Below are 24,207 nucleotides of genomic sequence, written 5' to 3' on the forward strand. Positions count from 1 at the left end.
CGGTATTTCGACCAATCCCCCCGCACTGCCCTACGAGGAACCGAAGAGGTGCACCGTGGATCCAAGACTCCCGCGCCGCAGTCCCCGGCGGCTCAGAAGCGCCGTGCTCTCCGTGCTCGCGGCGTTCGCCACCGTCGCCGCGCTGCTGCTGGGCGTCGGCGCCCCGCAGGCCGCCGCCGCGAGTTCGCTGCCCTGTGACGTCTACGCCGCCGCCGGCACCCCGTGTGTCGCCGCGCACAGCCTTGTGCGGGCGCTGTACTCGTCGTACAGCGGCTCGCTCTACCAGGTGCAGCGCGCCTCGGACGGAGCGACGTCGAACATCGGCCTGCTGACGGCCGGCGGGTACGCCAACGCGGCCGCGCAGGACAGCTTCTGCTCCGGCACGACCTGCATCATCACCAAGATCTACGACCAGTCCTCGCGCCACAACGACCTCACCATCGAGGGCGCGGGCGGGGCGGGCGCGGCCGATGTCGGGGCGCCCGCGGACGCGCTGCCGGTGACCGTCGGCGGCCACCAGGTCTACGGCCTGGAGATATCGGCCGGCATGGGCTACCGGGACAACTCCACCTCGGGCGTCGCCGTGAACGGGCAGGCCGAGGGGATGTACATGGTGACCTCCGGTACCCATGTCAACGGGGCCTGCTGCTTCGACTACGGCAACGCCGAGACGAACAACAAGGACACCGGAAACGGCCACATGGACGCGATCAACTTCGGCACCGAGTGCTGGTTCTCGCCGTGTTACGGCCAGGGGCCGTGGGTGCAGGCCGACCTGGAGAACGGGCTCTTCCAGTCGGACGCCGGGTACAGCAAGAACACGTCCAACACCGGCACCGGACCGCTGCCGTTCGTGACCGCGCTGCTGAAGAACAACGGGCAGAACCATTTCGCGCTGAAATACGGCAATGCGCAATCAGGCGGACTCACCACCACGTATTCCGGGGGCGAGCCGACCACGAGCGGCTACTCGCCCATGCACCAGGAGGGCGCGATCGTCCTGGGCACCGGCGGTGACAACAGCAACGGCTCCATCGGCTCCTTCTTCGAGGGCGTGATGACCTCCGGCATCCCGACGGACGCCGCCGACGACGCCGTGCAGTCCAACATCGTCTCCGTCGGCTACGGCGGCGCGACCGGCAGCACCGGTTCCCTGACGCCCGGCTCGGAGATATCGCTGCGCGCGACGACCGCCTGCTGCACGACCGACTACATCCGCCACCAGAACAACGCGGCGGTCATCTCCTCGGTGACGTCGAGCAGTTCCGCCCTCGACAAGAACGACGCGACCTGGATCGTGCGCCGCGGGCTCGCCGGCAGTTCCTGTGTTTCCTTCGAGTCGCGCAACTACCCGGGTGACTTCCTGAGGCACTACAACTACAAGCTGACCCGGCAGCCCATGGACGGCACCGCCCAGTTCAGAGCCGACGCCACTTTCTGTCCGCAGACGGGGAAGAGCGGCACGGGCACCTCGTTCGCCTCGTACAACTACCCGACCAGGTATCTGCGGCACTACAACCTCAACGTCTACATAGCGAGCAACGGTGGCTCCAACGCCTGGGACAGCAGCACGTCCTGGAGCGACGACGTGAGCTGGGCGGTCAGCTCGCCCTGGGTGCCGTAGCCACCCCGACGGCAGCCAGTTCCGCCGGCTCCACCGGGAGTTCGGCGGTGACCGTGAAGCCGCCTCGCGGCGACGGACCGGCCCTGAGGGAGCCGCCCGCCGCCGCGAGGCGCTCGGTCAGACCCTTCAGGCCGGTGCCGCCGATGCCCTCCACGGGGCGCGTGACGGTCTTGCCGGTGCCGCTGTCGGTGACGGTGAGCCTGGCTTGCTCGGTGCCGCTCTCGACGGTGATCTCGCAGCGGGTGGCGTCACTGTGCCGGACGACGTTGGTGACCGCCTCACGCACCACCCAGCCGAGCAGTGCCTCGGTCTGCGGGGCGAGCGGGGTGCCCGACTGGCGGACGACCGGCTCGATGCTCGCGGCGGACAGTGCCGAGCGGGCCCGGGTCAGCTCGGTGGCGAGACTGCCCTCGCGGTAGCCGGTCACCGCCTCGCGTATCTCGGTCAGCGCCTGCCGGCCCACGGACTCGATGTCGCCGATCTGCGCCAGCGCGGCGGTCATGTCGCGCGAGGCCAGCCGGCGGGCCGCCTCCGACTTCACCACGATCACCGACAGGGTGTGGCCGAGCAGGTCGTGCAGGTCGCGGGAGAAGCGCAGCCGCTCCTTCTCCACCGCCTGCCGGGCCAGTTCCTCGCGGGCGGCGCGCAGATCCCGTACGGCCTCGGAGAGGGAGAGGATCGCGGCGGTCACCATCATGGACAGGAACGTGCCGTAGGCGATGTTCACCGCGTCCTCCCCGTCGCGGAACCCGGAGACGGTACCCGCGAAGGCGGCCAGCAGGATCCCCGCCCTGCCGAGCCACGGGCCGCGCACGGTCGCGCCCGTCGCCAGGCCCAGCAGCGGGAAGAACAGCAGCCAGTTGCCGCCATAGCCGACGGCCAGACCGGTGGTCACCAGTCCCATCAGCAGCAGCGCCACGCGGGTGGAGGTCGTCTCGCGCTTCTCCTTGTGGAAGGCGCGGAAGGCCACGTAGACGTACAGCGAGTTGAAGGCCAGCAGGCCCAGGCCGCCGATCCACGGGTTGGGGGTCTTGCCCTGGAGGAGGTTGGAGAAGGAGCCCATGCCCATCAGCAGCCAGGGCATCAGGGCGAATCCGGTGGGCGGCGGGCCCGGGTGCTCGGGGACCTGCCCGTTCTTACGGGCGGCCCTCTGCTGGGCCTTGAAGCACTCCATGTCCTTCTTCCACTGCGCCCGCGCGACCTGCCAGCCCTCCGCCTGGCTGAAGGCCTTCCGCCACCACGCCCCGATCCTGCTGCTCATCTGAGATCCCCCGATCAGATGTTCCTCGCGGTCCGTACGACAGCACAGACTACGAGCCGGTCGGGGTGTGTCGGCAGATGCACATGTACGCACCCGGGCAGTACAAATGTCACCGCACACCCTCAGCTGACGATGTGTCAGGAGCCTTCACAACTCCGGAGCCCTGGGCTATACAGAGGGCGCCGGACTGGAACGCGTTCTAGATCGGCCCGTGACGACCTCGGTGCGGCCGACGGTGCGGACGGCCGTGCCGGGGTCTTGAAGCCGCCAGTGTCAGGAGCCGTATGCCCATCGACGCAGCCAAGGCCCTCGCCGCCGAGCCCCGGTCCGGTGAGATCACGTGGGACCGCAGGGACGTCCAGCTCTACCACCTGGGCCTCGGCGCCGGAGTCCCCGCCACCGACCCCGACGAACTGCGCTACACCCTGGAGTCCCGGCTGCACGTCCTGCCGAGCTTCGCCACCGTCGCGGGCAACGGATCACCCGGCGTGATCAGCGGCCTGTCCATGCCCGGCGTCGACGTCGACCTCGCCCGCGTCCTGCACGGCGGCCAGTCGCTCACCCTGCACCGCCCCATCCCGGTCGAGGGCAGCGCCACGGCCACCGGCCGCATCGCCGCCATCCACGACAAGGGCAAGGCGGCCGTCCTCGTCATGCGCACCGAGGTCGCGGACGGCGACGGCCCGCTGTGGACCAACGACGCCCAGATCTTCGTGCGTGGGGAAGGCGGCTGGGGCGGCGACCGCGGGCCCTCCGCCCGTCTGGAGCCGCCGGCCGGTGAGCCCGCGAGGACCGTCGAGAAGCCCATCCGCGAGGACCAGGCCCTGCTCTACCGCCTCTCCGGCGACTGGAACCCGCTGCACGCCGACCCCGAGTTCGCCAAACTCGCCGGGTTCGACCGGCCCATCCTGCACGGGCTGTGCACGTACGGCATGACGCTGAAGGCCGTCGTCGACACGCTGCTCGGCGGCGACGTCACCCGCGTCCGCTCCTACACCACGCGCTTCGCCGGGGTCGTATACCCGGGCGAGACCCTGCGCATCCGCATGTGGCGGCAGGAGGGGGCCGTGCGGGTCGCCGTGAGCGCCGTCGAGCGGGACGACGCATCCGTCCTCGCGGACACCGTCGTCGAACACTCCTGAGCCATCGAGACACCTGAGCCACCTGAGCCACAGAAGTTCTCCGAGGGGAGCCGCACCATGCGCGCAGCCGTACTGCACGAGATCGGCCAGGACAAGCTCGAGGTCCTCGACAACGTCGAGGCGGTGGGCTTTGGCCCCGGCAGGGTGAGGATACGGGTGCGCGCCACCGGGCTGTGCCACTCGGACCTGTCCGCGATGAACGGGGTACTGCCGCAGCCGGCGCCCTTCGTGCCCGGCCACGAGGGCGCGGGCGAGATCCTCGAAGTCGGGGAGGGCGTGAGCGGCCTGAAGCCCGGGGACCGGGTGGTGGTCTGCTGGCTGCCCGCCTGCGGCGCGTGTCCCGCCTGCAAGCGCGGACAGACCGAGCTGTGCCTGGCCGGGTTCATGAACGCGGGTACCCCCAACTTCAAGCGGTCCGGCGGGGACGTCTTCGGCTTCGCGGGCACCGGCACCTTCGCCGAGGAGGTCGTCGTCGACGCGGGCTGCGCCGTGCCCATCCCGGACGACGTCCCCTTCGACATCGCCGCCCTCATCGGCTGCGGCGTGACGACCGGACTGGGTGCCGCGCTCAACACCGCCGATGTGGAGGCCGGTTCGTCGGTCGCCGTCATCGGTTGCGGAGGCGTCGGCATCTCCGCGATCCAGGGGGCCAGGCTGAAGGGCGCCGCCGAGATCGTCGCCGTCGACCCGGTGGCCTCGCGCCGCGAGTCGGCACTGAAATTCGGCGCGACACGGGCCGTCTCCCCGGAGGAACTGCCCGACGCCAAGCAGCAGGTGACCGGCGGCGAGGGCTTCGACTACGTCTTCGAGGTCGTCGGCAGGTCCGCCACCGCCCGCACCGCCTACGAGAACGCCCGGCGCGGCGGCACCCTCGTCATCGTCGGCGCGGGCGCCATGGACGACTTCCTCCAGCTCAACATGTTCGAGCTGTTCTTCGACGAGAAGCGGATCCTGCCGTCGATGTACGGCGGCGGGGACGTGCTGAGCTCCTACGAGCGGACCATCGCCCTGTGGCGGGCGGGCCGTATCGACCTGGCGGGGCTGATCACCCACCGGGTGCCGCTGGCCGACATCAACGAGGCGCTGGACCAGATGCGCACCGGGGCCGCCCTGCGCACGTGCATCGAGATCTGACGGGACATCAGGGATACCGGAGATACGGGGATACCGGGGAGGTCGGGGATCCGCATGGCACTGCCACTCGAGGGACTGTCGGCGATCGTCACGGGCGCCGGCCGGGGACTCGGCCGGACCGAGGCGCTGGAACTCGCGCGGCTCGGCGCGGCCGTCGTCGTCAACGACTACGGCCGGCCCGGCCGGGACGGCTCCGGCGAGGCATCGGCCGGCCCCGCCGAGGAGGTCGCCGCCGAGATCCGCGCCGCGGGGGGCCATGCCCTGGCCCACACCGGTGACGTCGCCGACCTCCAGCAGGCCCGGGCCCTCGTCCGCCTGGCCGTCGAGGAGTTCGGCAAGCTCGACATCCTGGTCAACAACGCGGGCATCCTGCGCGACCGCATGGTCTTCTCCATGACGGAGGACGAGTGGGACTCGGTCATCCGGGTCCATCTCAAAGGCCACTTCAACACCACCCACCTCGCCGCCGCGCACTGGCGGGAGCGGTCCAAGGCGGCCGGGGGACCGGTGTACGGGCGGATCGTGAACACCTCCTCGGAGGCGTTCCTGGCCGGTTCCGCGGGGCAGCCCAACTACGCGGCGGCGAAGGGCGGCATCGTGGGCCTCACCACGTCCACCGCCCTCGCCCTCGCCAAGTACGGCGTGACGGCCAACGCCATCTGCCCGCGCGCCCGGACCCGGATGACCGAGGACGTCTTCGCCGGGCTCGCCGCCCCCGAGGAGGGCCTCGACCCGCTCGCCCCCGAGCATGTCGCACCGCTCGTCGGCTACCTGGCGTCGCCCGCCGCCGCCCGGGTCAACGGGCAGCTGCTCGTGGTGCACGGCGGCATGGTGGCGATCGTCGAACGGCCGCGCGTTCAGGCACAGTTCGACAGCAAGCAGGAGGCCTTCACATACGACGAACTCGACGCGCTGCTCACCCCGCACTACGCGCGGCGCCCGGCGGGGGAGACGTTCGCGGCGGCGGAGGTGCTGGCACTCAAGCGGGGCTGAGCAAGCGGAAGGGGGCCGCCCGTCGGTGACGGACGACCCCCTTCCGGCGTACTGTCAGGCAGCCGCCTCGGACTCCTCGGCCGGCTTGCGGTGACGGCCGCGAGGGGCCGTCTCACTGTCCTGGCCCGAAGCCGGCCCCCGGTGCTTGCCGTGGCCCGTGGTCTCTTGGGAGCCGGCGGACAGCGTCTGGATGGTGCTGGCGTCGCTCATCGGAAGAATTCACCCCGTCAACATGATCTTTCGTACAGCCGAGCGAGTCTAACCGGCACACCTCGGGCCGAATCCAGGCGGGCACGCCAACCGGCACTAGTTCGTTACAACACGTCCCAACGGCGCTTGCTGGAGCGGCACCGGACGGGCCACAACCGGCTTCTCGGGCTCCGCTTCCGCCTGCTCCGGAGCCGGTCCCGGAACCGGTCCCGGAACCGGTCCCGGCGTCGGTCCCGGAATCGGAGTCGCCTCCGGAACCGTGACCGCGAAGGCTCGCGGCGGTGCCGCCAGCCCCGCCACCCCGCACGGCACGTCCCGGGTGACGTACGGCAGTCGCAGCACCCCCTCCGCCGTCCACAGCCCGGCCCCCGCCAGCCAGCCCTGGGGCGCCGGGAGATGGTGCACCTGCCGTTCCGCGGGCCGCCACACGCCGACCCAGCTGCCCAGCGGCCCGTCGATCCGCAGTGCCACCGCGCAGGTCTCCGGCGTCAGCACCTGCCCCGGCTGGATCGAGAACGGCGTCACCGCACAGCCGGGCACGCGCAGGCACTCCGGGAAGCGCACCGGCAGGGAGCTGCCCAGGACGCCCCAGCCCAACCGTTCCTGCCCGGGCGACGGCGCGTCCGAGGAGATCAGCAGCAGCCCGCTGTCGGGGTCGGCGAGCCGCAGCCGGTCGTCGCTGTCGGCGGCGATCTGAAGCAGCGGCGACACTTCGCCGCCCCGCTCCAGATCCACCACGACCGCCTTGGTCCGGCCGCCGATCTCCCGGTCCACGGCGAGCAGACGCCCCGAGCGGTCCAGCCAGACACCGCCCGAGCAGCGCCCCGGGACCTCGGCGAGCTGCTCGGGTCCGAAGGCGCCGCCCGCCACCAGCCACACCGCCGTCGTGTACCGGCCCACCGCGAGGGCGTAGGCCCGCTCGCCGCCCGGCGCCGGGGGCAGCAGCCGCAGCCGGGTGTCCTCCTCCGGGCACTGCACCGCGCCCAGCAGCAGTTCGCCGGTGCCCGGACCGGTCGGGTACAGCAGCGAGAAGGCGTGCCGCCGCTCCACCAGCCGGTGGATGAGGACCCGCCCGTCGCCCATAGGCTGTACCTCGGTACCGGGCTCCTCCGGCTGGTTGCCGGGCAGCGGCACGGCGTACGGCTCGGGTCCGCCCAGTGTCCAGCGCTCCGGGAACCAGCAGGCCCCGGCCGACGCGAGGCGGGCGGCGTAGCCGCCGTCCACGGTGATGGCGCAGTCCGCCCGGGGCGCCCCGTCGTCCTCTCCGGTCGCCGACGATTCGATCGCACAGGCTGTCATCGTTCGGTCACCTCCAGTGACGAAGCTAGATTTGGTACGCACAGACGGGGGAGCGCCAGGCGGCCGCTTCACACGTACGGGTGGCCGCGTGGTGGTTCCTCTGAGGAAACGGGGACTGCTGTGCTTTCCGGGGCCGGTGGGGCGGAGTCGGTACACCCGTGCGGAACAGGCAGGTAGCCTTTTCCCCGTGCCCCGTCTGTCTGAAGTCATCGCCGCGCTGGAGAACCTGTGGCCCGCCGAGCGGGCCGAGTCCTGGGACGCGGTCGGCACGGTCGTGGGCGACCCCGACCAGGAGGTCACCCGGGTCCTGTTCGCCGTCGACCCGGTCCAGCAGATCGTCGACGAGGCGGTGAAGCTCGGGGCCGACCTGCTGGTCACCCACCACCCGCTCTATCTGCGCGGTACGACCACGGTCGCGGCCTCCACCTTCAAGGGGCGGGTCGTGCACACCCTCATCAAGAACGACATCGCGCTGCACGTCGCCCACACCAACGCCGACACGGCCGACCCGGGCGTCAGCGACGCGCTGGCCGGAGCGCTGGACCTGCGGGTCGTCCGGCCCCTCGTGCCGGACCCGACCGACCCGGAGGGCTGCCGGGGCCTGGGGCGGGTCTGCGAGCTGGACCACCCGGTGACCGTGCGCGAGTTCGCCGCCCGCGCCGCCGAACGGCTGCCCGCCACCGCGCAGGGCATCCGGGTGGCCGGCGACCCCGAGGCGGTCCTGCACACGATCGCCGTCAGCGGTGGCTCCGGCGACAGCCTCTTCGACCAGGTCCGGGCGGCCGGCGTGGACGCCTTCCTCACCGCGGACCTGCGCCACCACCCGGCCTCCGAGGCGATCGCGCACGCTCCGCTCGCGCTGCTCGACGCGGCGCACTGGGCCACCGAATGGCCCTGGTGCGAGCTGGCCGCCGCCCAGCTCGACGAAATCTCCGACCGCCACGGCTGGGACCTGCGCGTCCACGTCTCGAAGACGGTCACCGACCCCTGGACCGCCCACGCGGCGTCCATCACGACCTCTAGCACCATGGGAGCCCCCAACTGAACGCCGCGCCCGCCGACCAGATCCGTCTCCTCGACGTCCAGGACCTCGACGTCCGCCTGCAGCAGCTGGCGCACAAGCGGAAGTCCCTGCCCGAGCACGCCGAGATCGAGTCGCTGACCAAGGACCTCACACAGCTGCGCGACCTGCTCGTGGCCGCGCAGACCGAGGAGAGCGACACCGCCCGCGAGCAGACCAAGGCCGAACAGGACGTGGACCAGGTGCGCCAGCGTGCCGCCCGGGACCAGCAGCGCCTGGACTCCGGCGCGGTCACCAGCCCCAAGGACCTGGAGAACCTCCAGCGGGAGATCGTCTCCCTCGCCAAGCGCCAGGGCGACCTCGAGGACGTCGTCCTTGAGGTCATGGAGCGCCGCGAGGCGGCGCAGGAGCGGGTGCGTGAGCTGACCGAGCGGGTGGCCTCCGTCCAGACGAAGATCGACGACGCGACCGGACGCCGGGGCGCCGCCTTCGAGGGGATCGACGGCGAGGCGGCCACGGTCACCAAGGAGCGCGAGGTCATCGCGGGCACGGTCCCCGCGGACCTGCTCAAGCTGTACGAGAAGCTGCGCGAGCAGCAGGGCGGGATCGGCGCGGCCAAGCTGTACCAGCGCACCTGCCAGGGCTGCCGCCAGGAGCTGGCGATCACCGAGCTGAGCGAGATCCGCTCGGCGGCGCCCGACACGGTGCTGCGCTGCGAGAACTGCCGTCGCATCCTGGTGCGCACGGCCGAGTCCGGCCTCTAGGAGCCTGTGCGGTGCGGGAGTTCATCGTCGAGGCCGACGGCGGGTCGCGGGGCAACCCCGGCCCCGCCGGTTACGGTGCCGTGGTCCGCGACGCGGCGACGGGGGAGACCCTGGGCGAGGCGGCGGAGTACCTCGGCGTCGTCACCAACAACGTGGCCGAGTACCGGGGCCTCCTGGCCGGCCTGCGCGCCGCCCACGCCCTCGACCCGGCCGCCCGGGTCCACGTCCGCATGGACTCCAAGCTCGTCGTCGAGCAGATGTCGGGCCGCTGGAAGATCAAGCACCCCGACATGAAACCCCTGGCGGCCGAGGCGGCCCGCATCTTCCCGGCCGGCCAGGTCACCTACGAGTGGATCCCCCGTGAGCGGAACAAGCACGCGGACCGCCTGGCCAACGAGGCGATGGACGCGGGCGCCAAGGGTGAGCAGTGGTCCCCGTCCGCCTCCCGCGCGGCCCTGGACGCCCCTTCCGCGCTCCCGGAACCCTCGGGCCCGCCCGGGGACGCGACGGCGGGGGCGGCGAAGGCACGCGCGGCTCTGGCGACGGGCCGGGGCACCGGCTCCGCGAAACCGCTCGCGGCCCCGGCCGAGGACGATGTCGAGGCTGATGCGGTCCGTGCGGCCGAGGCCGATGAGCCGCGTACGGGCGCGGAAGACGCGGAAGACGCGGGAGACGCGGCTCGTGAGGCCGGAGCCCGCGCCGTCGACGTCCGGGCTGCCCGTACCGTGGCCACCCCCGCCCCCTCCACCCCCGGCTGGAGCGCGGGCCCCGATCTCGGTGCCCCCGCCACCTTCGTGCTCCTGCGCCACGGCGAGACCCCGCTCACCCCGCAGAAGCGTTTCTCGGGCAGCGGCGGTACCGACCCCTCCCTGTCCGACGTCGGCCGCGAGCAGGCACAGCGGGTCGCCGCCGCGCTGGCCAGGCGCGGCACCATCCAGGCCATCGTGGCCTCCCCCCTCGCCCGCACCCGCGAGACCGCGGGCATCGTCGCCGCCCGGCTCGGGCTCGAGGTGACGATCGACGACGGGCTGCGGGAGACGGACTTCGGCGCCTGGGAGGGACTCACCTTCGGCGAGGTCCGGGAGCGCTACCCGGACGACCTGAACACCTGGCTCGCCGACCCGGCCGCCGAACCCACCGGTGGCGGCGAGAGCTTCGCGGCCACCGCCGCCCGGATCGCGGTCACCCGCGACAAACTGGTCGCGGCCTACGCGGGCCGCACGGTCCTGCTGGTCACGCACGTCACCCCGATCAAGACGTTCGTACGCCTCGCCCTCGGCGCCCCGCCCGAGTCCCTGTTCCGCATGGAGCTGTCGGCGGCCTCGCTGTCGGCGGTGGCGTACTACGCGGACGGCAACGCGAGCGTACGGCTGTTCAACGACACGTCCCACCTGCGTTCCTGAGCCCGGCGGCGGCCCGCGCCAGCGCCTCGACCCGGGCCCAGTCCCGGGCGGCGACGGCGTCCGCCGGGACCATCCAGCTTCCGCCGACGCAGGCGACGTTGGGCAGGGACAGATACGCGTGGGCGTTGTCCGGCCCGATGCCGCCCGTCGGGCAGAAGCGGGCCTGCGGCAACGGACCGGCCAGCGACCGCAGATACGCCGTGCCGCCCGCCGCCTGTGCCGGGAAGAACTTCATCTCCCGCACCCCGCGCTCGAGCAGTGCCACCACCTCCGAGGCGGTCGACACCCCCGGCAGGAACGGCACCCCGGACTCCCGCATCGCCCCCAGCAGTACGTCCGTCCAGCCGGGGCTGACCAGGAACCGCGCCCCCGCGGTCGCGCACTCCGACACCTGACCGGGCGTCAGCACCGTGCCCGCCCCGACCACCGCGTCCGGCACCGCCCCGGAGATCGCCCGGATCGCCTCCAGCGCGGCAGGCGTCCGCAGTGTCACCTCGATCGCGGACAGCCCGCCGGCCACCAGCGCCCGCGCCAGCGGTACGGCGTCGGCGGCATCCGGGAGGACCACCACGGGCACGACGGGCGCGGGCGCGAGATCCAGCACGGAGGCAGCCGGAGAGGAGGGCAGCGGCGAGGTCATGCGCTCATCGTGCCCGGGGCGTGCAGCATGCGCAAAGGTCATTGCGCATGCTGCAACGGAAGGGGAGGTGCCGTCAGTGCCGTCAGTGGATCTCCGCCACCAGCACATCCAGCGCCCACGGCCGCCCCGCCTTCGCGGGCACCTCGGCCTCCACCTCGTACCCCAGGTCCCGCAAGGCCTCCACCAGCTCGGCAGGGCCCTCGGGCGCCGCCCCGGCCGACAGCAGGCTGCGGACGATCCGCCCCTTCGTCGCCTTGTTGAAGTGGCTGACCACCTTCCGGGTCGGCGCGTGCAGCACCCGTACGGTCGCGGTCCGCCCGGCGACCTCGCCCGTCGGCTTCCAGGCGGCGGCGTATGCGGCGGACCGCAGGTCCAGTACCAGCCCGCTGCCGGCCGCCTCGGGCAGCACCGACGCCATCGGCGTACGCCAGTACGCGGCGAGCGCGCCCAGCCCAGGCAGCCTGACGCCCATCGAGCAACGGTAGGAGGGGATCCGGTCCGTCACCCGGACCGCGCCCCAGAGCCCTGAGAACACCAGCAGCGATCGGGCGGCACGCCTCTTGGCGGCGGCGTCGAGCGAGGCCAGGCCGAGGGCGTCGTACAGGACCCCCGTGTAGATCTCGCCCGCCGGCCGGGCCCCGGCGGTGCGCAGCGCGGCGTTCTTGGCCACCTCCCCCCGCAGCCCCTCGCTCAGCCCGAGCACCTCGCGTGCCTTCTCCTCATCGCCCGAGCACAGCTCGACCAGTTCCCCGAGCGCGGCCTCGCGGGCGGCGTTCAGCCCCGCCAGGGACAAGGACTCCGGCTTCAGCGGGGCACCGCGCCCGGAGGCGGCCTTGCCTTCGGAGGGCGGAAGCAGGACAAGCACGGGGGACTCCTTCTGTTGAGCTCCGGGCCAGCGTACGGGGTGCCGTAGCGGCGCCCCCGCCGGAGTTTCGGGGCGGGGCCAGGTGTGCGGTGCCGCCCCGCCGACGCGCTGGAGCGGATGGTGGCGTGGTGCGGAGCTTGACGGCTAACACCGTTAGCCATACCGTATTGGCTAACGGCGTTAGCCCGCGCCGCCCATCCGCTGGAGGCAGCCATGACCAGTACGACCACCACGTCCGTACCGTCGCGCACCGCCGTCACCGCCCGCACCGTCCTGCGCCGCACCGCCTGGCTCGCCGGGGCCCTGTTCTGGTCCGCCTTCGCCGTCCTCGAGGCGGTGAACCACGGCTGGCTCGCGGGCGCCCTCGCCCTGGTCTTCCTCGTCCTGCCCGACCTCACCTTCCTGGTCGCCCTCGACGAGGCGCCCCGCATCGCGAAGGGGCAGCTCGCGCCGCGCGCGGTGCCGTACTACAACGCGATGCACCGCGCGCCGGTCCCGCTGGCCCTCATGGCGCTGTACACGGCGGCCGTCCCCATCACCTGGGCCCCCGCGTTCGCCGCGCTGTGCGGCTGGCTCGCGCACATCTCGTACGATCGCGCCTTCGGATACGGACTGCGGACGAAGGAGGGCTTCCAGCGTGGCTGAGCGTCTGACCCCCAGGGCGCGGGAGATCGTCGCGGCCGCCCGCGAACTCCTGGAGGAGTCCGGGCCCGCCCTGCTCACCATGCGGACCCTCGCCGACCGGCTCGGCATCAAGGCCCCCTCCCTCTACAAGCACTTCCCCGACAAGCACGCCGTAGAGGTCGAGCTGGTCGCGGAGATGCTCACGGAGTCGGCCGAGGCCCTGGAGGCCACCGAGTCCCGCGCCCCCGGCTCGCTGGAGGCACTGGCCGAGGCCTACCGGAACTACGCCCTCGCCCACCCGCACCTCTACTGCCTGGCCACCGAACGCCCCCTCCCGCGCGCCGAACTCCCCGCCGGTCTGGAGGACCGCGCCGCACTGCCGCTGCTGCGGGCCTGCGGCGGCGACCTGGACCTGGCCCGCGCCATCTGGGCTTTCGCGCACGGCATGGTGATCCTCGAGATCCACGGCCGGTTTCCCGACGACGCGGACCTGGCGGCGGCATGGAAACGGGGCCTGAAGGCGTTGCACCCCTAGGGCACGGACCACGGACAAGGGGGGCGCGGTGAACGAACGCGAGCAGGCCACGTGGACCAGGGCACGGCTCGGCCGCTGCGGTCCGCCCCTCGACCTGCTGACCGCCTGCTTCGACACCCACGTCTACGCCCCGCACGCGCACGACGAGTACACCATCGGCGTCACCACCGGCGGCTGCGAGGCCATCGACTACCGGGGCGGCCTGATCCGCTCGGGCCCGGGCTCCATCGTCGTCCTCGCTCCCGGCGAGATGCACACCGGCGGCCCCGCCGACGCCTCCGACGGCTACTCCTACCGGGCCCTGTACGCAGAGAACTCCCTCCTCACCGACGGCACCCTCGGCGGCCTCCCGCACTTCCGCGAAGCCGTGCTCGACGACCCGGAACTGTCCACCGCCCTGCACGTCACGCACACCGAGCTCAGCGCCTGCCCCGACCCCTTGGAGACCGAGTCCCGTCTCCCCTGGCTGCTCACCGCACTGGCCCGCCGCCACTCCACGGCCCGCGCGGTGAACGACACCCTGCCCGGCGCCGGCCACATCGCACACGTCGTACGCGACCGCCTCGCCGGCGAACTCCTCGCTCCGCCCTCCCTGGCCGACCTCGCCGCCGAACTGGACCTGTCCCGCTACCAGCTCCTGCGCGCCTTCCGCACCGCGATGGGCATACCTCCGTACGCCTGGCTCGCCCAGCACCGGGTCGCCCGGGCCCGCCGTCTGCTGGAGACGGGCCTGCGCCCCGCCGAAGTGGCATCGCTCGTCGGCTTCGCCGACCAGGCGCACCTCACCCGCTGGTTCCGCCGGGTACTGGGGGTGACCCCGGCGGCGTACCGCAACAGCGTTCAAGACCTGAGGGGCTGACCCGCCCGACACTCGTCCACATGACTGCACGCGGGTGGTTCCTGTTCTCCCTCATGGGAGTGATCTGGGGCATCCCCTACCTGATGATCAAAGTGGCGGTGGACGCGGTGTCCCCGCCCGTGGTGGTGTTCACCCGCTGCGCCGTGGGCGCCGCGCTCCTGCTCCCCTTCGCCCTGCGCCGACCGGGCCTGCCCGGGACGATACGGACCCACTGGCGCCCCATGCTGGCCTTCGCAGTCCTGGAGATCGTCGGCCCCTGGCTCACCCTGACCGACGCCGAACGGCACCTGTCCAGCTCCACGGCGGGCCTGCTGATCGCGGGCGTGCCCATCGTCGGGGTGGTCCTGGCCCGGTACTTCGGCCACACGGAGCGGCTCGGCGCCCGCCGGGTGACCGGACTGACGGCCGGCCTCGCCGGGGTCGCCGTGCTCACGGTCCCGCACCTGACCGGCGGCGACGCCCGCTCACTGGGCGAGGTACTGCTGACGGTCCTGGGCTACGCGACGGCCCCCCTGATCGCGGCCCGGCGCCTCAAGGACGTCCACACCCTCCATCTCATCACCCCCTGCCTGGCCCTCACGGCGCTCCTCTACGCCCCCGCGGCCGCGGCCACCTGGCCCTCAGCCCCGCCCTCCGGCCACGTCCTGGCCGCCCTCGCCGGCCTCGGTGTCATCTGCACCGCGGTCGCCTTCGTCGCCTTCCTCGAACTGATCAAGGAGATCGGCCCGACCCGCGCCTCGGTCATCACCTACGTCAACCCGGCGGTCGCGGTGGCGGCCGGAGCGGTGTTCCTCGATGAGTCCCTCACCCCCGGCATCGGCCTGGCCTTCGCCCTGATCCTGGCGGGATCGGTACTGGCCACGGCAGCCGGCACGAGGCGGCGCACGACCCCGGTGACACGCTCGGCAACAGGGTCGACGCCGCGGCCGAGCCGGGCGGAGGGCCCCGTGGAGTCCGCCTGACGGGAGCCGCGCGTGTGTGCCACGATCGAGGGAACGGTTCCCGATCTCATAGACAGGTGATCTTGGGATGTCCCAGTCTGGCGACCGACCGAAGGAGGGGCGTGACATGACTGCCGTGGCGCATGAGCCCACCACGCCGGCCGAAGGCCTGCTGGACATCTTCCTGTCCCTCGACACCCCGGAGGGCTTCCGGGCCGAACTGATCGAGGGGGAGATCGTCGTGACACCGCCGCCGGACGGGGACCATGAGGATTACATCAGCCAGATCATGAAGCAGGTGATCAGGCGATCCCGAACCGACATGGACTTCTCCGGGAACAAGGGCCTGAAGCTGAAGAGTGGGGGAGGCTGCCCGAAGGACCATGCGATCCCGGACGGCACCTTCGCCCCCGCCGCACTCCGGCTCTACCGGGGCGCCGACTCGTGGATGCCCTGCGACGGCGTTGCCATGGTCCTCGAAGTGACGTCCACCAAGCCCAGGGCCGACCGCGAGGCCAAACGCCGGTGTTACGCCCGCGGCGGTATCCCGCTCTACCTGCTCGTCGACAGGGACGCCTCGTCGGTCACGCTGTTCAGTGATCCGGAGAACGACGACTACCGCGAGCACTGCACCCGCCCGTTCGGGAAGCCCCTCACCGTCCCGGAGCCTTTCGCCTTCGACCTCGAGACGGCGGACTTCCTCTGAGGCGGCGGACGGAACCGCTCGTCCCGCCCGGTAACATGGTCGCTACGGCAGACGAGCCGGGCGGACGGCCGCGTGGAGTCCCTTTAGGGGGCTTCCCGAGGAACGTCCGGGCTCCACAGGGCAGGGTGGTGGCTAACGGCCACCCGGGGTGACCCGCGGGACAGTGCCACAGAAAACAAACCGCCGGGGACCTCGGTCCTCGGTAAGGGTGAAACGGTGGTGTAAGAGACCACCAGTGCCCAGGGTGACCTGGGCAGCTAGGTAAACCCCACCCGGAGCAAGGTCAAAAGGAGCCGCTGTAAAAGGCGCGCTCTGCGCGGACGTTCGAGGGCTGCCCGCCCGAGTCCGCGGGTAGACCGCACGAGACCGGCGGCAACGCCGGCCCTAGATGGATGGCCGTCGCCGGGGGGCCCGCGAGGACCCCTCGGAACAGAACCCGGCGTACAGCCCGACTCGTCTGCCGCCAGCTGCTGATTTGCCTTGGAAAGGGCCTCTGACCTGCGTCGGAGGCCCTTTCCGGTCTTTCGAGGGCTTGCCGAGTCAGGCGGTGGAAAGTCCCTCTGAAGTCCCTCGGACAGCGCTGAAAGTCCCTGAAAAGTCCCCGAGGCGGAGGGGCGGGCGAGGCCTCTGGGCTGGGCGTTTGCGACAGCTGCCGAAACCCTGCGCTTGGGATGGCACGCCTCTAGGCCCGTGGAGCATGTCTTGTCCCGGACGAAGAACTACAAGATCCTGCGTGACCGCCGGCAGCATGGCGACGGTCTCCACCAAGTCGTCCAGACGGTGGCCCGCATGCGCAACCTCGCCCCCGCCGCATGATCGTCCAGGCTCGTCACGTTCTTCCGGCTGCCTGATCAAGGCCTTCTGACAGCACCCTTAAGCAACGTCCCGCTATCGGCTGTCGCTGTCCGCTATCGTGCTGGTGAACGGCCGCGCACCGGCCGAAGCTGGCCTCAGCCCATGACTGGGAGCACATTGAGGCGAAGGTGCCAGGACCTCAAGTCCCAGCGCATCAGTGTCTCGTCGTTGACCAAGAACGGCCGCGTTGATCAAGTTCTCGCGCGCACGGGTCATGGGTAACCGCTGCACGCATCGAGGAGAACTCGTGGTCAGCAATCACGGCAAGAAGCAACGCGCACGGAAGAAGACGGCGCGCACCGGAGCGTCCCACGCGTCGGCGGTCGCCGGCACCCTGCACGACCATTCAGTGACCGACACGGATCTGATCGACGGCATGATGCCGTACGTGGACGGCTGGGAGAGCGACGTTGATCTGGCGACACGGCTGGTCGGTGCTTCCTGGAGCGGTTGCCGTCCCTGCAGGGAATCGCTGTCGAAGCAGGTCGTCGCCACCAGCCGGGCCACCTTGGCCGGACTCGCCGGCGCCTGCTATCTGACCCTGCCGGGGACCATTGCCCAGCACTCGCCGCACGTTTCGCCCGCCACACAAGCGTGGGTCGCGACGGCGCATCACAAGGCGTTCACCGCGGACGCCGAGGCCGCGTTGCGTGCCGTGGGCGAGCTGAGCGCAGATGACGCCAGGGCCCTGCTGGAGGACACGCTCGACCATTGGATGGGGGTGAGGTCGACCGTTCTGGACGTGTTCAAGGGTGGGGGCCACAGCGACATCCCTCGCGGTCGATAGCATGCTGGGCCGCAGACACCTTCACCGTCCTGATGAGGGTCGGAGAACAACGGCGTGCGTTCGTCTCGAATCGAGGTGCCCCGGCCTTCGGTAGCTCTTCGATAGCGCGGCGTCGGGCCGGTGTCCTCCAGGACACCGGCCCCACACCGTTGTGACGGGCTCGGACAAACTGCCCGGCCTGGTCAGCCGACGAACTCGACCATGACGGTCGCCGTGCCGGGCACATGCTGGGCGTCGCCCGCGTAGGTGACCGTGTACTGGGGATATTTGTTCCAGTCGGGCGGGGTGTCACTGAAGCTGAAGGCGCCGTCCTGTCCGACCTTTACATCCGGCAGCTCGACGCCGTTGCGCGTTACCGTGACCGCCATGTGCTCGGGGAAGGAGACCAGTGAGGTCAGTTTCCCTGTCACGGTGACCGGCGTGCCGACGGGGTTCGTCGGAGGGGCAGACAGAGTGATCGTGCTGGATGCTTTGGCGAGGTCGGTGACGATGTCGAGAACGATTTCGGCCGAGTGGGGGAAGCGGGTGGTGAACAGCCTGTTGCCGTCGGGCGCCCAGGCCACGCCTCGGTCGAGGAGATCCGCGTATCCCGGCGACAACGCGATCGTGCGGTACGGGGCGGTCTCTCCCGCGCGGTAGACGTAGACGTCCCACTCCCCACCTGCCACGATCCCCGCGGCGACCGTGCCGTGGGAGTCGACAGCGACGGAGTTCGGGTAGGGGCCGGTGTCGTACTGGGCTTCCTCCGTCAGGTCCGACAGGCGCCACCGCTGGTGGTAGTAGTTGGAGCCGTTCGCGGTGATCACGCTGCTGCCGTCCGGCGTCACCGCCACGTCCTCAACATCGCCGACGGCGTCGCTGTAGGCGGTCTCCTGAAGCGTGCCGGAGCCCATGTCGTACACGCGCATGCCCAGCGCGCCCTGGCTCTCCGCGGCGACGAGCCGGTCGGGCGCGCCCGGCGACGAGGCGAGTCGCGGCTTGCCGTACCAGACGGGATTGTCGTCCAAACTGACGGCCGGGGTCGCCTCGCCGATGGCGACCGAGCCGATGCCGGCGTTGAAGACGGTGGCCTGGTAACCGAAGAACAGCCGGCCGCCGACGAGGGCGAGGCTCTCCGGTTCGGTGCCGGCCCCGGTCGAGATGCGCCGCGTCTCGGTCAAGGTCGCGGTGTCGATGACGGAGATCGCGTCAGCGTCCGGGAGCGCCACGTACAGGGTGGACTCATCAGCCGACTCGGCCATGCCCCGCGCCCCGTCGAGACCCTCCACCTTCTTCACAACCTGCCCGTCGTGATCGGTGGCCAGCACCGCGTCGTCGCCGGGCGCGCTGACGTACACATGACGGCTGTCGGCGAGGGTCTGCCAATGCGACCGCACGGGCAGGACGATGCCGCCCTGGGCCTGTGCCGCTGCTGTGCCGGAAGCACCGAGCAGATTGAACGACGCGGCCGCCAGCACCAGCGCGACACCCGCCGCACGTCTTCGTAAACGCACCTCAGGAACTCCTTCGAGAACGGATCCGGCCGCACGGGCGCGGCCAGCGGAGCAACTGTATGGATCCGCACTGACATCGGGCCCGCAGGATGATGGCGTGCGGAGTGCACGTCAGGCCACGGACTTGCTGCAGCCCTCGTCATCTGGCTCCGCACCCGGTCCGGCCGAACCACCGCTCCCGACCTGCGGATTCCGGTGCCTTGATCAGATACGCCACCCGGCGGGACGCCACCCTTGGTATCGACGCGAAGGTGTCGGCGAAGGCTCGAAGCGGTTGCCAGGGGAGGGCTTCGATGCGCGGGACTTACGTCCAAAGCGCCCTCTCGAGATCGGAAAGGTGACAGGTGGCTACCACAACTCACCGCATCACCTGAGCGGCTTGCCGGACGTTCCTACGGACAGACTGTCCTCACACCCCTCTTGTCGCAGTGGAAGGCTTTTCGCTGAAGCCACTACCAAGGTGAGGTTGCCGTCATGGCTCGTCGCAGTCCTGAACGCCCGACGTACGGATTCACGGTTGCGGCTGCTGTCGATGCTGTCCCTGCTGCCCGCCGCCAAGTCGCTGGGCTAGCACAGACTTTGGGACTTTCCATGTCGATTGAAGCGCTGGAGGCCGTCGAATTGTTGGCCAGCGAGGTGATCGTCAACGCTGTCCTGCACACAGACGCTCCGTGCGACGTTGCTGTGACGCGGACCGATGAACGGCTTCGTGTTGAAGTCACTGACATCGCCCCATCGTTGCCTACGCCTGTTGAGGTCGATCTCGAACGCTGGCAGGAGGACCTGCATCACGTCAACTGGCTGCGGGAGCGGTTGCCCAACGTCCTGGCGGAACAGGCTCTGCACGCGGACCTCAGCCGAACCAACCTGATCGTCCTCGCCGATGCGGTCACCGGCGTCATCGACTTCCGCTGCGCGACCGGAACGCCGGCCTGGGAGCTGGGCAGGGCGGCGTTCGATCCGCGCACCGTCGCCAACAGTCCGGACTGGATCGCCTGCGCGCTGGTGATGGTGGACGCCTACCGCGCGGAGAATCCCAGCCTTCCCATGGCAGAGGTACGGTCCTGCGCCCGGGTCGCGCTCCTGTACATGCTGTTCAGCTTCTACGGTGCCACAACCGCCGAATATGACCTTCCGCAGGAAGCCGAGGCAGACCTGAAGCAGCACTGGAGCGAGAGACAGACCACCATCCGTCGCCTGCTGGGCTACATCAACGATCTCGAAGACGCCCTCGACCGCCATGGGGCGGAAGGAGGCAGCACGTGACACGCACCGTCCGGCCTGTGTTCCACGGTCGTGTGCGCCGAGGACGTCACGTTCAAGTACCCGAGCGCCGACTACCCCGCGGTCAGCGGCGTGTCCCTGGAAGTGCGGAGAGGCGAGGTCCTGGCCCTCGTGGGCGAGAACGGCTCCGGCAAGACCACGCTCAGCAAGCTCCTGTCCTCGCTACCTGCCCGACTCCGGAGCGGTCACGTGGGACGGCGTCGACGCACGGGAGTTGGACGCGCACGCAGCATGGGAACGCGTCGCCGTCGTACCGCAGTCCTACGCGAACTGGCCCCTGTCAGCGCGGGAGAACATCACCCTCGGCCAGCCCACCGACCACGGGGACGCCGCCGTGCTCGCCGCAGCCCATGCGGCGGGCGCCGACGAAGTCGTCGACGGCTTGCGCAACGGCCTGAACACCCTGCTCGCCAAGGAGTGGTGGGGCGGACAGGAACTCTCCGGAGGGCAGTGGCAGCGCATCGCACTCGCCCGAGCGTTCCACCGCCCAGCGGGCCTCCTGGTGCTGGACGAGCCGACCGCCGCTCTTGACCCGCGTGCCGAGCACCGCATCTTCACCGGCCTCCGCCGCCTCGCCGCAGACCGCGCCGTCGTCCTGGTCACCCACCGGCTCACCAATGTGGCGATCGCGGACCGCATCGTCGTCCTCAGCAAGGGACGCGTCATCCAGGACGGCACCTTCGACGAACTCCTCGCCCAGCGCGACGGCCTGTTCCGCGAACTATGGGACCTGCAGAACGAACGCACCGGCCGCGTACCCAACCAGGCCGACTCCGACGAGAACGCCTCGTCGAACCAGCCCGCCTTGTTCTGAGCGATTCGAACGGGATTCTTGTCAGTTCAGTTGGTCAAGCGGGCGGCAAGCGGCGGTGGTGCTCTCTTCCGCTTGGCCGGTAGTCATCTGCCAGGTGCGCCCGACTGCGCATCGATGTGACCTGGATCACGAGTAGGGTTCACGTCAACTTGTCCCAGCGGTGGGCCAGTTAGAGCTATTCGAATATAGGTTCCCCTGTGACCACTCTTGATCGTTCCTAGGGGGAACCTTTGTCGCGTTCACGCGCGAGACTGCTGGCCGTGGCATGCGCCGGGGCGACCGCACTCACCGTTGTTGGTGTCGCCCCGCCCGCCGTTGCGGGCCCGCCCAGTGATGCCTGCAGCATCCTGTACAGCGACCGCATCACGTTCTCGGCGATGACCTGCAGCGAGCCGGGTGAGCCGATGTTCGGCGGCTTCGCCACCTGGCGGAACATACCGATCACGTTCGATCAGGCAGACACCGGCTCCGCGACCGTGCAGGTGGCCAACTACCTGCGGGTCACGCCGAACACGTCGAGCAGCCCAGTGGGGCCCAACATCGAGATCGGGCTGTACGCCAAGAAAACGGGGAGGACCACCCACAGCTACGGGCCACGCTGGTCAGAGCTGACCACCAGAGGCGGCCGTACGAAGGCCATCACGGCCGGGGTCAACCCGAACAAGCCTGACAAGCGCAACCACACCTACATGACGGTCCGCCAGGACCACGGCAATCAGTGGGACGTCCTGTACGACTTCAACAAGGTCGGTTCCACCACCAGCCAGCTCAAGGTGATCGGCGGTGCCACCAACCGCATCGACATCGGGCTCGAGGTGACCGGTCCCAAGTACGTCGACGTGCCGTCGATCGCGGACCGCATGCAGTTCATGACCGGCAACAAGGTCTGGGAGAAGGTGGCCACGCGCAATGTGGCCAAGTCCGTCACGCTCCCCGCCTGCAGCACGAGTCACAAGCCGCCCACCTGCTTCACCACCAAGCTGGCCGACAGCACGAACTTCACGCAGTGGACGGTGAGCAAGCCCCGCCGACAGGCCGCCGCCCTCCCCTCACCGGCCATCGCGAGCACAGGCCAGCCCGGCACGTTCAACGGCGTGGACCAGCAGGCCCTGCAGACCTGCCTGGACGACGACCCTGACGCCTGTCTGACCACCGTGCCCGGCCTGGCCGAGTGCGTCACCACCGTACGGATCTGCAACGCCGCCGCTCTGTCTGCCGACGGCAACACCGACGACAGCACTACCGACGCCGACGTATCCGCCGTCGACATCCGCGACCAAGCCGCAGCCGCCTTCGACGTCCCCGCCGACGCCCTTGCCGTCGACCCGCCGGCCTTGCCGACCGGCAGGCAGATCAGCCGTCCGGCTGCCGACGGCAGTGGTGAGGCCGCCTGGACGGTGACCTCCACCCACTCCACCCCCGGGCTACAGCACACCGACCAGCGCTTCGACGGCTTCACCGCCCGCTACTCCGCACGCACCGGCGAACTGCTGGACGCCTGCTGGGGCGACCTGTGCGACGCCTCATGAGCGCCGTCACCCGCATTTGCGGACGCCCCGTCGCCCTCGCCCGCACGCAAGGAGCTTCCAGGTGAACACCCGTAGCACGCTGGCCCGTCTGGCCCGCGGCGCCATCACAGCCACCGCTCTGGCCCTACTCGCCGCGGTCACCACTGCAGCCCACCCAGCCCCGGCCGCAGATGCAGCGGACCCAGGGTCGGCCGTGTTCGTCGACGCCGCTTCCGTTCCCGCAGAGCAGCTGCGCGGCTTCGACCAGCCCATCCCGCTTGCCGACTACCTGCGCACGCATGGCTCGACCACCCTGGCCCGGCCGACGGCCGGCGACCCGAGCCCACCCGACGATGACCTCAGGCAGCAGTGCGCCAGCCATGCCGCCCAGGCCAAGACGACCGCCGGCTGGACCAAATCCCGCTTCGAGAGCTGCCAGAAGCGCCCGTACGACCTGGTCCTGCGCGACACCAGGGGCACCACCACCATCGGCCGTCTCTGGTTCGACCAGTGGATCCTGGGCTTCTCCTACGACGGCAGCCGTCGCGTCGACTACATCGCCAGCATCGAGAACATACGCGTCCAGCCCACCCCCACCGAAGACGCCACCAAATGGCGCCTCGGCCAGCACTTCCGCTCCAGCATCAACGCCTCCACCAGCGACCCGGACCCCCAGGTGACCGAGCCGCAGACCAAGGAACGTGACGAACTGCTCGGCGAGTGGGACCGCAACCCGCAGTGGACGCTCACCTACACCTCTCCGGACAAGGGACCTCTGTTCGACCAGGGCAACCTGCAGCGCGTGAACTCCACCGTGACCATGGACCTGACCGCGAGCTCTCCCAACGCCGCACCCTTCACCGAAGGGGTCGACAACTACCACTCCAACGTCCGCTATGACTACGCCGGAAAGTCCGCGGGCAAGTACAAGGGCACCGTCTTCACCTCCGCCCGGGTAGAACTCGTCATGAGCCAGAAAGACCCAGCCGTGAACGAGAGCGCCCTGCACATCTATGACGCCCTCAACCGGCCCGAGCGCACCTTCCCCTCCTGGCCCGGCAAGACGGTCCCGGGAGCGAAGGAACCCCTGCACCGTGACTCGACAAAGATCGACGCAAACCGCAAGAAGTCCATCAGCGAATGCAAAAAGGTCTGGGGTGACTACTCCGGCAGCCGCCTGGAGTGCGACGAGTATCCTTTCGCCTCCACCAAGGAGGGTTCCACCAAGGGTGACAACCGTTTCTCCGTCCGGCTGATCGACGGCCCGGACAACCGCAAGGGCGGGGAGCGGCTCAATGAGATGTACACCCTCAACCGCATGCTGGACGGCGACCCCTTCTACGTGAAGATCGAGTAATAGTCAAGACCTGTGGATGACGTAGAGGTCGTGGCCCATGCAGCGAGGGCCTCCCGCTCGTTGACCAGGACCAGTAGAGTGCGCGGAT

22 protein-coding genes, 1 other RNA gene and 1 pseudogene are annotated in these 24,207 nt (G+C 70.4%); 18 read left to right on the top strand and 6 right to left on the bottom strand.

The window, feature by feature from the left end:
• Positions 1 to 55: 55 nt before the first annotated feature.
• On the top strand, positions 56 to 1,624 hold the full coding sequence (locus ACWGJM_RS31305) for an alpha-L-arabinofuranosidase B (protein WP_453415104.1): 1,569 nt from the start codon (positions 56 to 58) through the stop codon (positions 1,622 to 1,624).
• Here the strand turns inward: ACWGJM_RS31305 and ACWGJM_RS31310 are convergent.
• The gene (locus ACWGJM_RS31310; RefSeq protein ID WP_453415105.1) at positions 1,602 to 2,885 is read right to left on the bottom strand and encodes a sensor histidine kinase; all 1,284 of its coding nucleotides are present in this window, start codon (positions 2,883 to 2,885) and stop codon (positions 1,602 to 1,604) included. The genes ACWGJM_RS31305 and ACWGJM_RS31310 overlap by 23 nt on opposite strands.
• Positions 2,886 to 3,169: 284 nt before the next feature.
• On the opposite strand from ACWGJM_RS31310, the gene ACWGJM_RS31315 reads away from it, so the two are divergent.
• Genes ACWGJM_RS31315 through ACWGJM_RS31325 form a run of 3 tightly spaced genes read left to right on the top strand, consistent with a single transcriptional unit; the run spans position 3,170 to position 6,154 of the window.
• Entirely contained in the window at positions 3,170 to 4,027 is an 858-nt protein-coding gene (locus ACWGJM_RS31315) for a MaoC/PaaZ C-terminal domain-containing protein (RefSeq protein WP_453415106.1), read from the top strand.
• Positions 4,028 to 4,084: 57 nt separating this feature from the next.
• Positions 4,085 to 5,161, top strand: coding sequence for a Zn-dependent alcohol dehydrogenase (locus ACWGJM_RS31320; RefSeq protein WP_453415107.1), 1,077 nt, complete (start codon positions 4,085 to 4,087; stop codon positions 5,159 to 5,161).
• Between the two features lie 54 nt (positions 5,162 to 5,215).
• Entirely contained in the window at positions 5,216 to 6,154 is a 939-nt protein-coding gene (locus ACWGJM_RS31325) for a 3-oxoacyl-ACP reductase (protein WP_453415108.1), read from the top strand.
• 54 nt (positions 6,155 to 6,208) lie between these two features.
• On the opposite strand, the gene ACWGJM_RS31330 is transcribed toward ACWGJM_RS31325, so the two are convergent.
• Both ACWGJM_RS31330 and ACWGJM_RS31335 read right to left on the bottom strand, forming a co-directional pair.
• Positions 6,209 to 6,364: a hypothetical protein gene (locus ACWGJM_RS31330; RefSeq protein ID WP_453415109.1), complete on the bottom strand. Its 156-nt coding sequence runs from the start codon at positions 6,362 to 6,364 to the stop codon at positions 6,209 to 6,211.
• Positions 6,365 to 6,460: 96 nt separating this feature from the next.
• Entirely contained in the window at positions 6,461 to 7,663 is a 1,203-nt protein-coding gene (locus ACWGJM_RS31335) for a hypothetical protein (RefSeq protein ID WP_453415110.1), read from the bottom strand.
• A 187-nt stretch (positions 7,664 to 7,850) separates the two neighbouring features.
• Here ACWGJM_RS31335 and ACWGJM_RS31340 point away from each other — a divergent pair, with 187 nt between their 5' ends.
• Genes ACWGJM_RS31340 through ACWGJM_RS31350 form a run of 3 tightly spaced genes read left to right on the top strand, consistent with a single transcriptional unit; the run spans position 7,851 to position 10,851 of the window.
• A complete protein-coding gene (locus ACWGJM_RS31340; RefSeq protein ID WP_453415111.1) occupies positions 7,851 to 8,708 on the top strand; it encodes a Nif3-like dinuclear metal center hexameric protein in 858 nt (285 codons plus the stop codon).
• The gene (locus ACWGJM_RS31345) at positions 8,705 to 9,448 is read left to right on the top strand and encodes a zinc ribbon domain-containing protein (RefSeq protein ID WP_453415126.1); all 744 of its coding nucleotides are present in this window, start codon (positions 8,705 to 8,707) and stop codon (positions 9,446 to 9,448) included. Before ACWGJM_RS31340 ends, ACWGJM_RS31345 begins: the two co-directional genes overlap by 4 nt.
• A gap of 11 nt (positions 9,449 to 9,459) precedes the next feature.
• A complete protein-coding gene (locus tag ACWGJM_RS31350; RefSeq protein WP_453415112.1) occupies positions 9,460 to 10,851 on the top strand; it encodes a bifunctional RNase H/acid phosphatase in 1,392 nt (463 codons plus the stop codon).
• Here ACWGJM_RS31350 and eda read toward each other — a convergent pair.
• On the bottom strand, positions 10,823 to 11,491 hold the full coding sequence (gene eda / locus ACWGJM_RS31355; RefSeq protein ID WP_453415113.1) for a bifunctional 4-hydroxy-2-oxoglutarate aldolase/2-dehydro-3-deoxy-phosphogluconate aldolase: 669 nt from the start codon (positions 11,489 to 11,491) through the stop codon (positions 10,823 to 10,825). The genes ACWGJM_RS31350 and eda overlap by 29 nt on opposite strands.
• Positions 11,492 to 11,573: 82 nt before the next feature.
• Entirely contained in the window at positions 11,574 to 12,356 is a 783-nt protein-coding gene (yaaA, locus tag ACWGJM_RS31360) for a peroxide stress protein YaaA (protein WP_453415114.1), read from the bottom strand.
• Positions 12,357 to 12,569: 213 nt separating this feature from the next.
• On the opposite strand from yaaA, the gene ACWGJM_RS31365 reads away from it, so the two are divergent.
• The 7 genes from ACWGJM_RS31365 (at position 12,570) to ACWGJM_RS31395 (ending at position 17,663) form a co-directional block, all read left to right on the top strand.
• Positions 12,570 to 13,001, top strand: coding sequence for a DUF4260 family protein (locus tag ACWGJM_RS31365; protein ID WP_453415115.1), 432 nt, complete (start codon positions 12,570 to 12,572; stop codon positions 12,999 to 13,001).
• Between the two features lie 4 nt (positions 13,002 to 13,005).
• On the top strand, positions 13,006 to 13,515 hold the full coding sequence (locus ACWGJM_RS31370; RefSeq protein ID WP_453415127.1) for a TetR/AcrR family transcriptional regulator: 510 nt from the start codon (positions 13,006 to 13,008) through the stop codon (positions 13,513 to 13,515).
• Positions 13,516 to 13,543: 28 nt separating this feature from the next.
• Positions 13,544 to 14,374, top strand: coding sequence for a helix-turn-helix domain-containing protein (locus ACWGJM_RS31375; RefSeq protein WP_453415116.1), 831 nt, complete (start codon positions 13,544 to 13,546; stop codon positions 14,372 to 14,374).
• Positions 14,375 to 14,394: 20 nt separating this feature from the next.
• On the top strand, positions 14,395 to 15,336 hold the full coding sequence (locus ACWGJM_RS31380) for a DMT family transporter (protein WP_453415117.1): 942 nt from the start codon (positions 14,395 to 14,397) through the stop codon (positions 15,334 to 15,336).
• A gap of 106 nt (positions 15,337 to 15,442) precedes the next feature.
• Positions 15,443 to 16,021 (top strand): Uma2 family endonuclease, encoded by a 579-nt coding sequence (locus ACWGJM_RS31385; protein ID WP_453415118.1) that lies wholly within the window; start codon positions 15,443 to 15,445, stop codon positions 16,019 to 16,021.
• 52 nt (positions 16,022 to 16,073) lie between these two features.
• Positions 16,074 to 16,481, top strand: an RNA gene (gene rnpB, locus ACWGJM_RS31390) — RNase P RNA component class A.
• A gap of 582 nt (positions 16,482 to 17,063) precedes the next feature.
• A complete protein-coding gene (locus tag ACWGJM_RS31395; protein ID WP_453415119.1) occupies positions 17,064 to 17,663 on the top strand; it encodes a hypothetical protein in 600 nt (199 codons plus the stop codon).
• A gap of 182 nt (positions 17,664 to 17,845) precedes the next feature.
• Here ACWGJM_RS31395 and ACWGJM_RS31400 read toward each other — a convergent pair whose 3' ends face one another.
• Positions 17,846 to 19,156, bottom strand: a complete 1,311-nt coding sequence (locus tag ACWGJM_RS31400) for a hypothetical protein (RefSeq protein WP_453415120.1) — start codon at positions 19,154 to 19,156, stop codon at positions 17,846 to 17,848.
• Positions 19,157 to 19,735: 579 nt separating this feature from the next.
• On the opposite strand from ACWGJM_RS31400, the gene ACWGJM_RS31405 reads away from it, so the two are divergent.
• The 4 genes and pseudogenes from ACWGJM_RS31405 (at position 19,736) to ACWGJM_RS31420 (ending at position 24,119) form a co-directional block, all read left to right on the top strand.
• On the top strand, positions 19,736 to 20,422 hold the full coding sequence (locus ACWGJM_RS31405; protein ID WP_453415128.1) for a phosphotransferase: 687 nt from the start codon (positions 19,736 to 19,738) through the stop codon (positions 20,420 to 20,422).
• Between the two features lie 27 nt (positions 20,423 to 20,449).
• A pseudogene (locus ACWGJM_RS31410) lies at positions 20,450 to 21,254 on the top strand (ATP-binding cassette domain-containing protein); the annotation flags it as partial.
• 377 nt (positions 21,255 to 21,631) lie between these two features.
• Complete coding sequence (locus ACWGJM_RS31415; RefSeq protein ID WP_453415121.1) at positions 21,632 to 22,783, top strand: hypothetical protein; 1,152 nt, start codon at positions 21,632 to 21,634, stop codon at positions 22,781 to 22,783.
• A gap of 61 nt (positions 22,784 to 22,844) precedes the next feature.
• Positions 22,845 to 24,119: a NucA/NucB deoxyribonuclease domain-containing protein gene (locus ACWGJM_RS31420; protein ID WP_453415122.1), complete on the top strand. Its 1,275-nt coding sequence runs from the start codon at positions 22,845 to 22,847 to the stop codon at positions 24,117 to 24,119.
• Positions 24,120 to 24,207 lie beyond the last annotated feature (88 nt).

The sequence above is a fragment of the Streptomyces sp. NPDC054834 genome, assembly GCF_053611185.1.

Bases quoted from the DNA above. Each gene is read 5' to 3' on its own strand.
- ACWGJM_RS31325 (WP_453415108.1), top strand. From the start codon at position 5,216: ATGGCACTGCCACTCGAGGGACTGTCGGCGATCGTCACGGGCGCCGGC.
- eda (WP_453415113.1), bottom strand. From the start codon at position 11,491: ATGACCTCGCCGCTGCCCTCCTCTCCGGCTGCCTCCGTGCTGGATCTC.
- ACWGJM_RS31335 (WP_453415110.1), bottom strand. From the start codon at position 7,663: ATGACAGCCTGTGCGATCGAATCGTCGGCGACCGGAGAGGACGACGGG.
- ACWGJM_RS31365 (WP_453415115.1), top strand. From the start codon at position 12,570: ATGACCAGTACGACCACCACGTCCGTACCGTCGCGCACCGCCGTCACC.
- ACWGJM_RS31415 (WP_453415121.1), top strand. From the start codon at position 21,632: ATGACCTGCAGCGAGCCGGGTGAGCCGATGTTCGGCGGCTTCGCCACC.
- ACWGJM_RS31315 (WP_453415106.1), top strand. From the start codon at position 3,170: ATGCCCATCGACGCAGCCAAGGCCCTCGCCGCCGAGCCCCGGTCCGGT.
- ACWGJM_RS31380 (WP_453415117.1), top strand. From the start codon at position 14,395: ATGACTGCACGCGGGTGGTTCCTGTTCTCCCTCATGGGAGTGATCTGG.
- ACWGJM_RS31320 (WP_453415107.1), top strand. From the start codon at position 4,085: ATGCGCGCAGCCGTACTGCACGAGATCGGCCAGGACAAGCTCGAGGTC.
- ACWGJM_RS31310 (WP_453415105.1), bottom strand. From the start codon at position 2,885: ATGAGCAGCAGGATCGGGGCGTGGTGGCGGAAGGCCTTCAGCCAGGCG.
- ACWGJM_RS31385 (WP_453415118.1), top strand. From the start codon at position 15,443: ATGACTGCCGTGGCGCATGAGCCCACCACGCCGGCCGAAGGCCTGCTG.
- ACWGJM_RS31330 (WP_453415109.1), bottom strand. From the start codon at position 6,364: ATGAGCGACGCCAGCACCATCCAGACGCTGTCCGCCGGCTCCCAAGAG.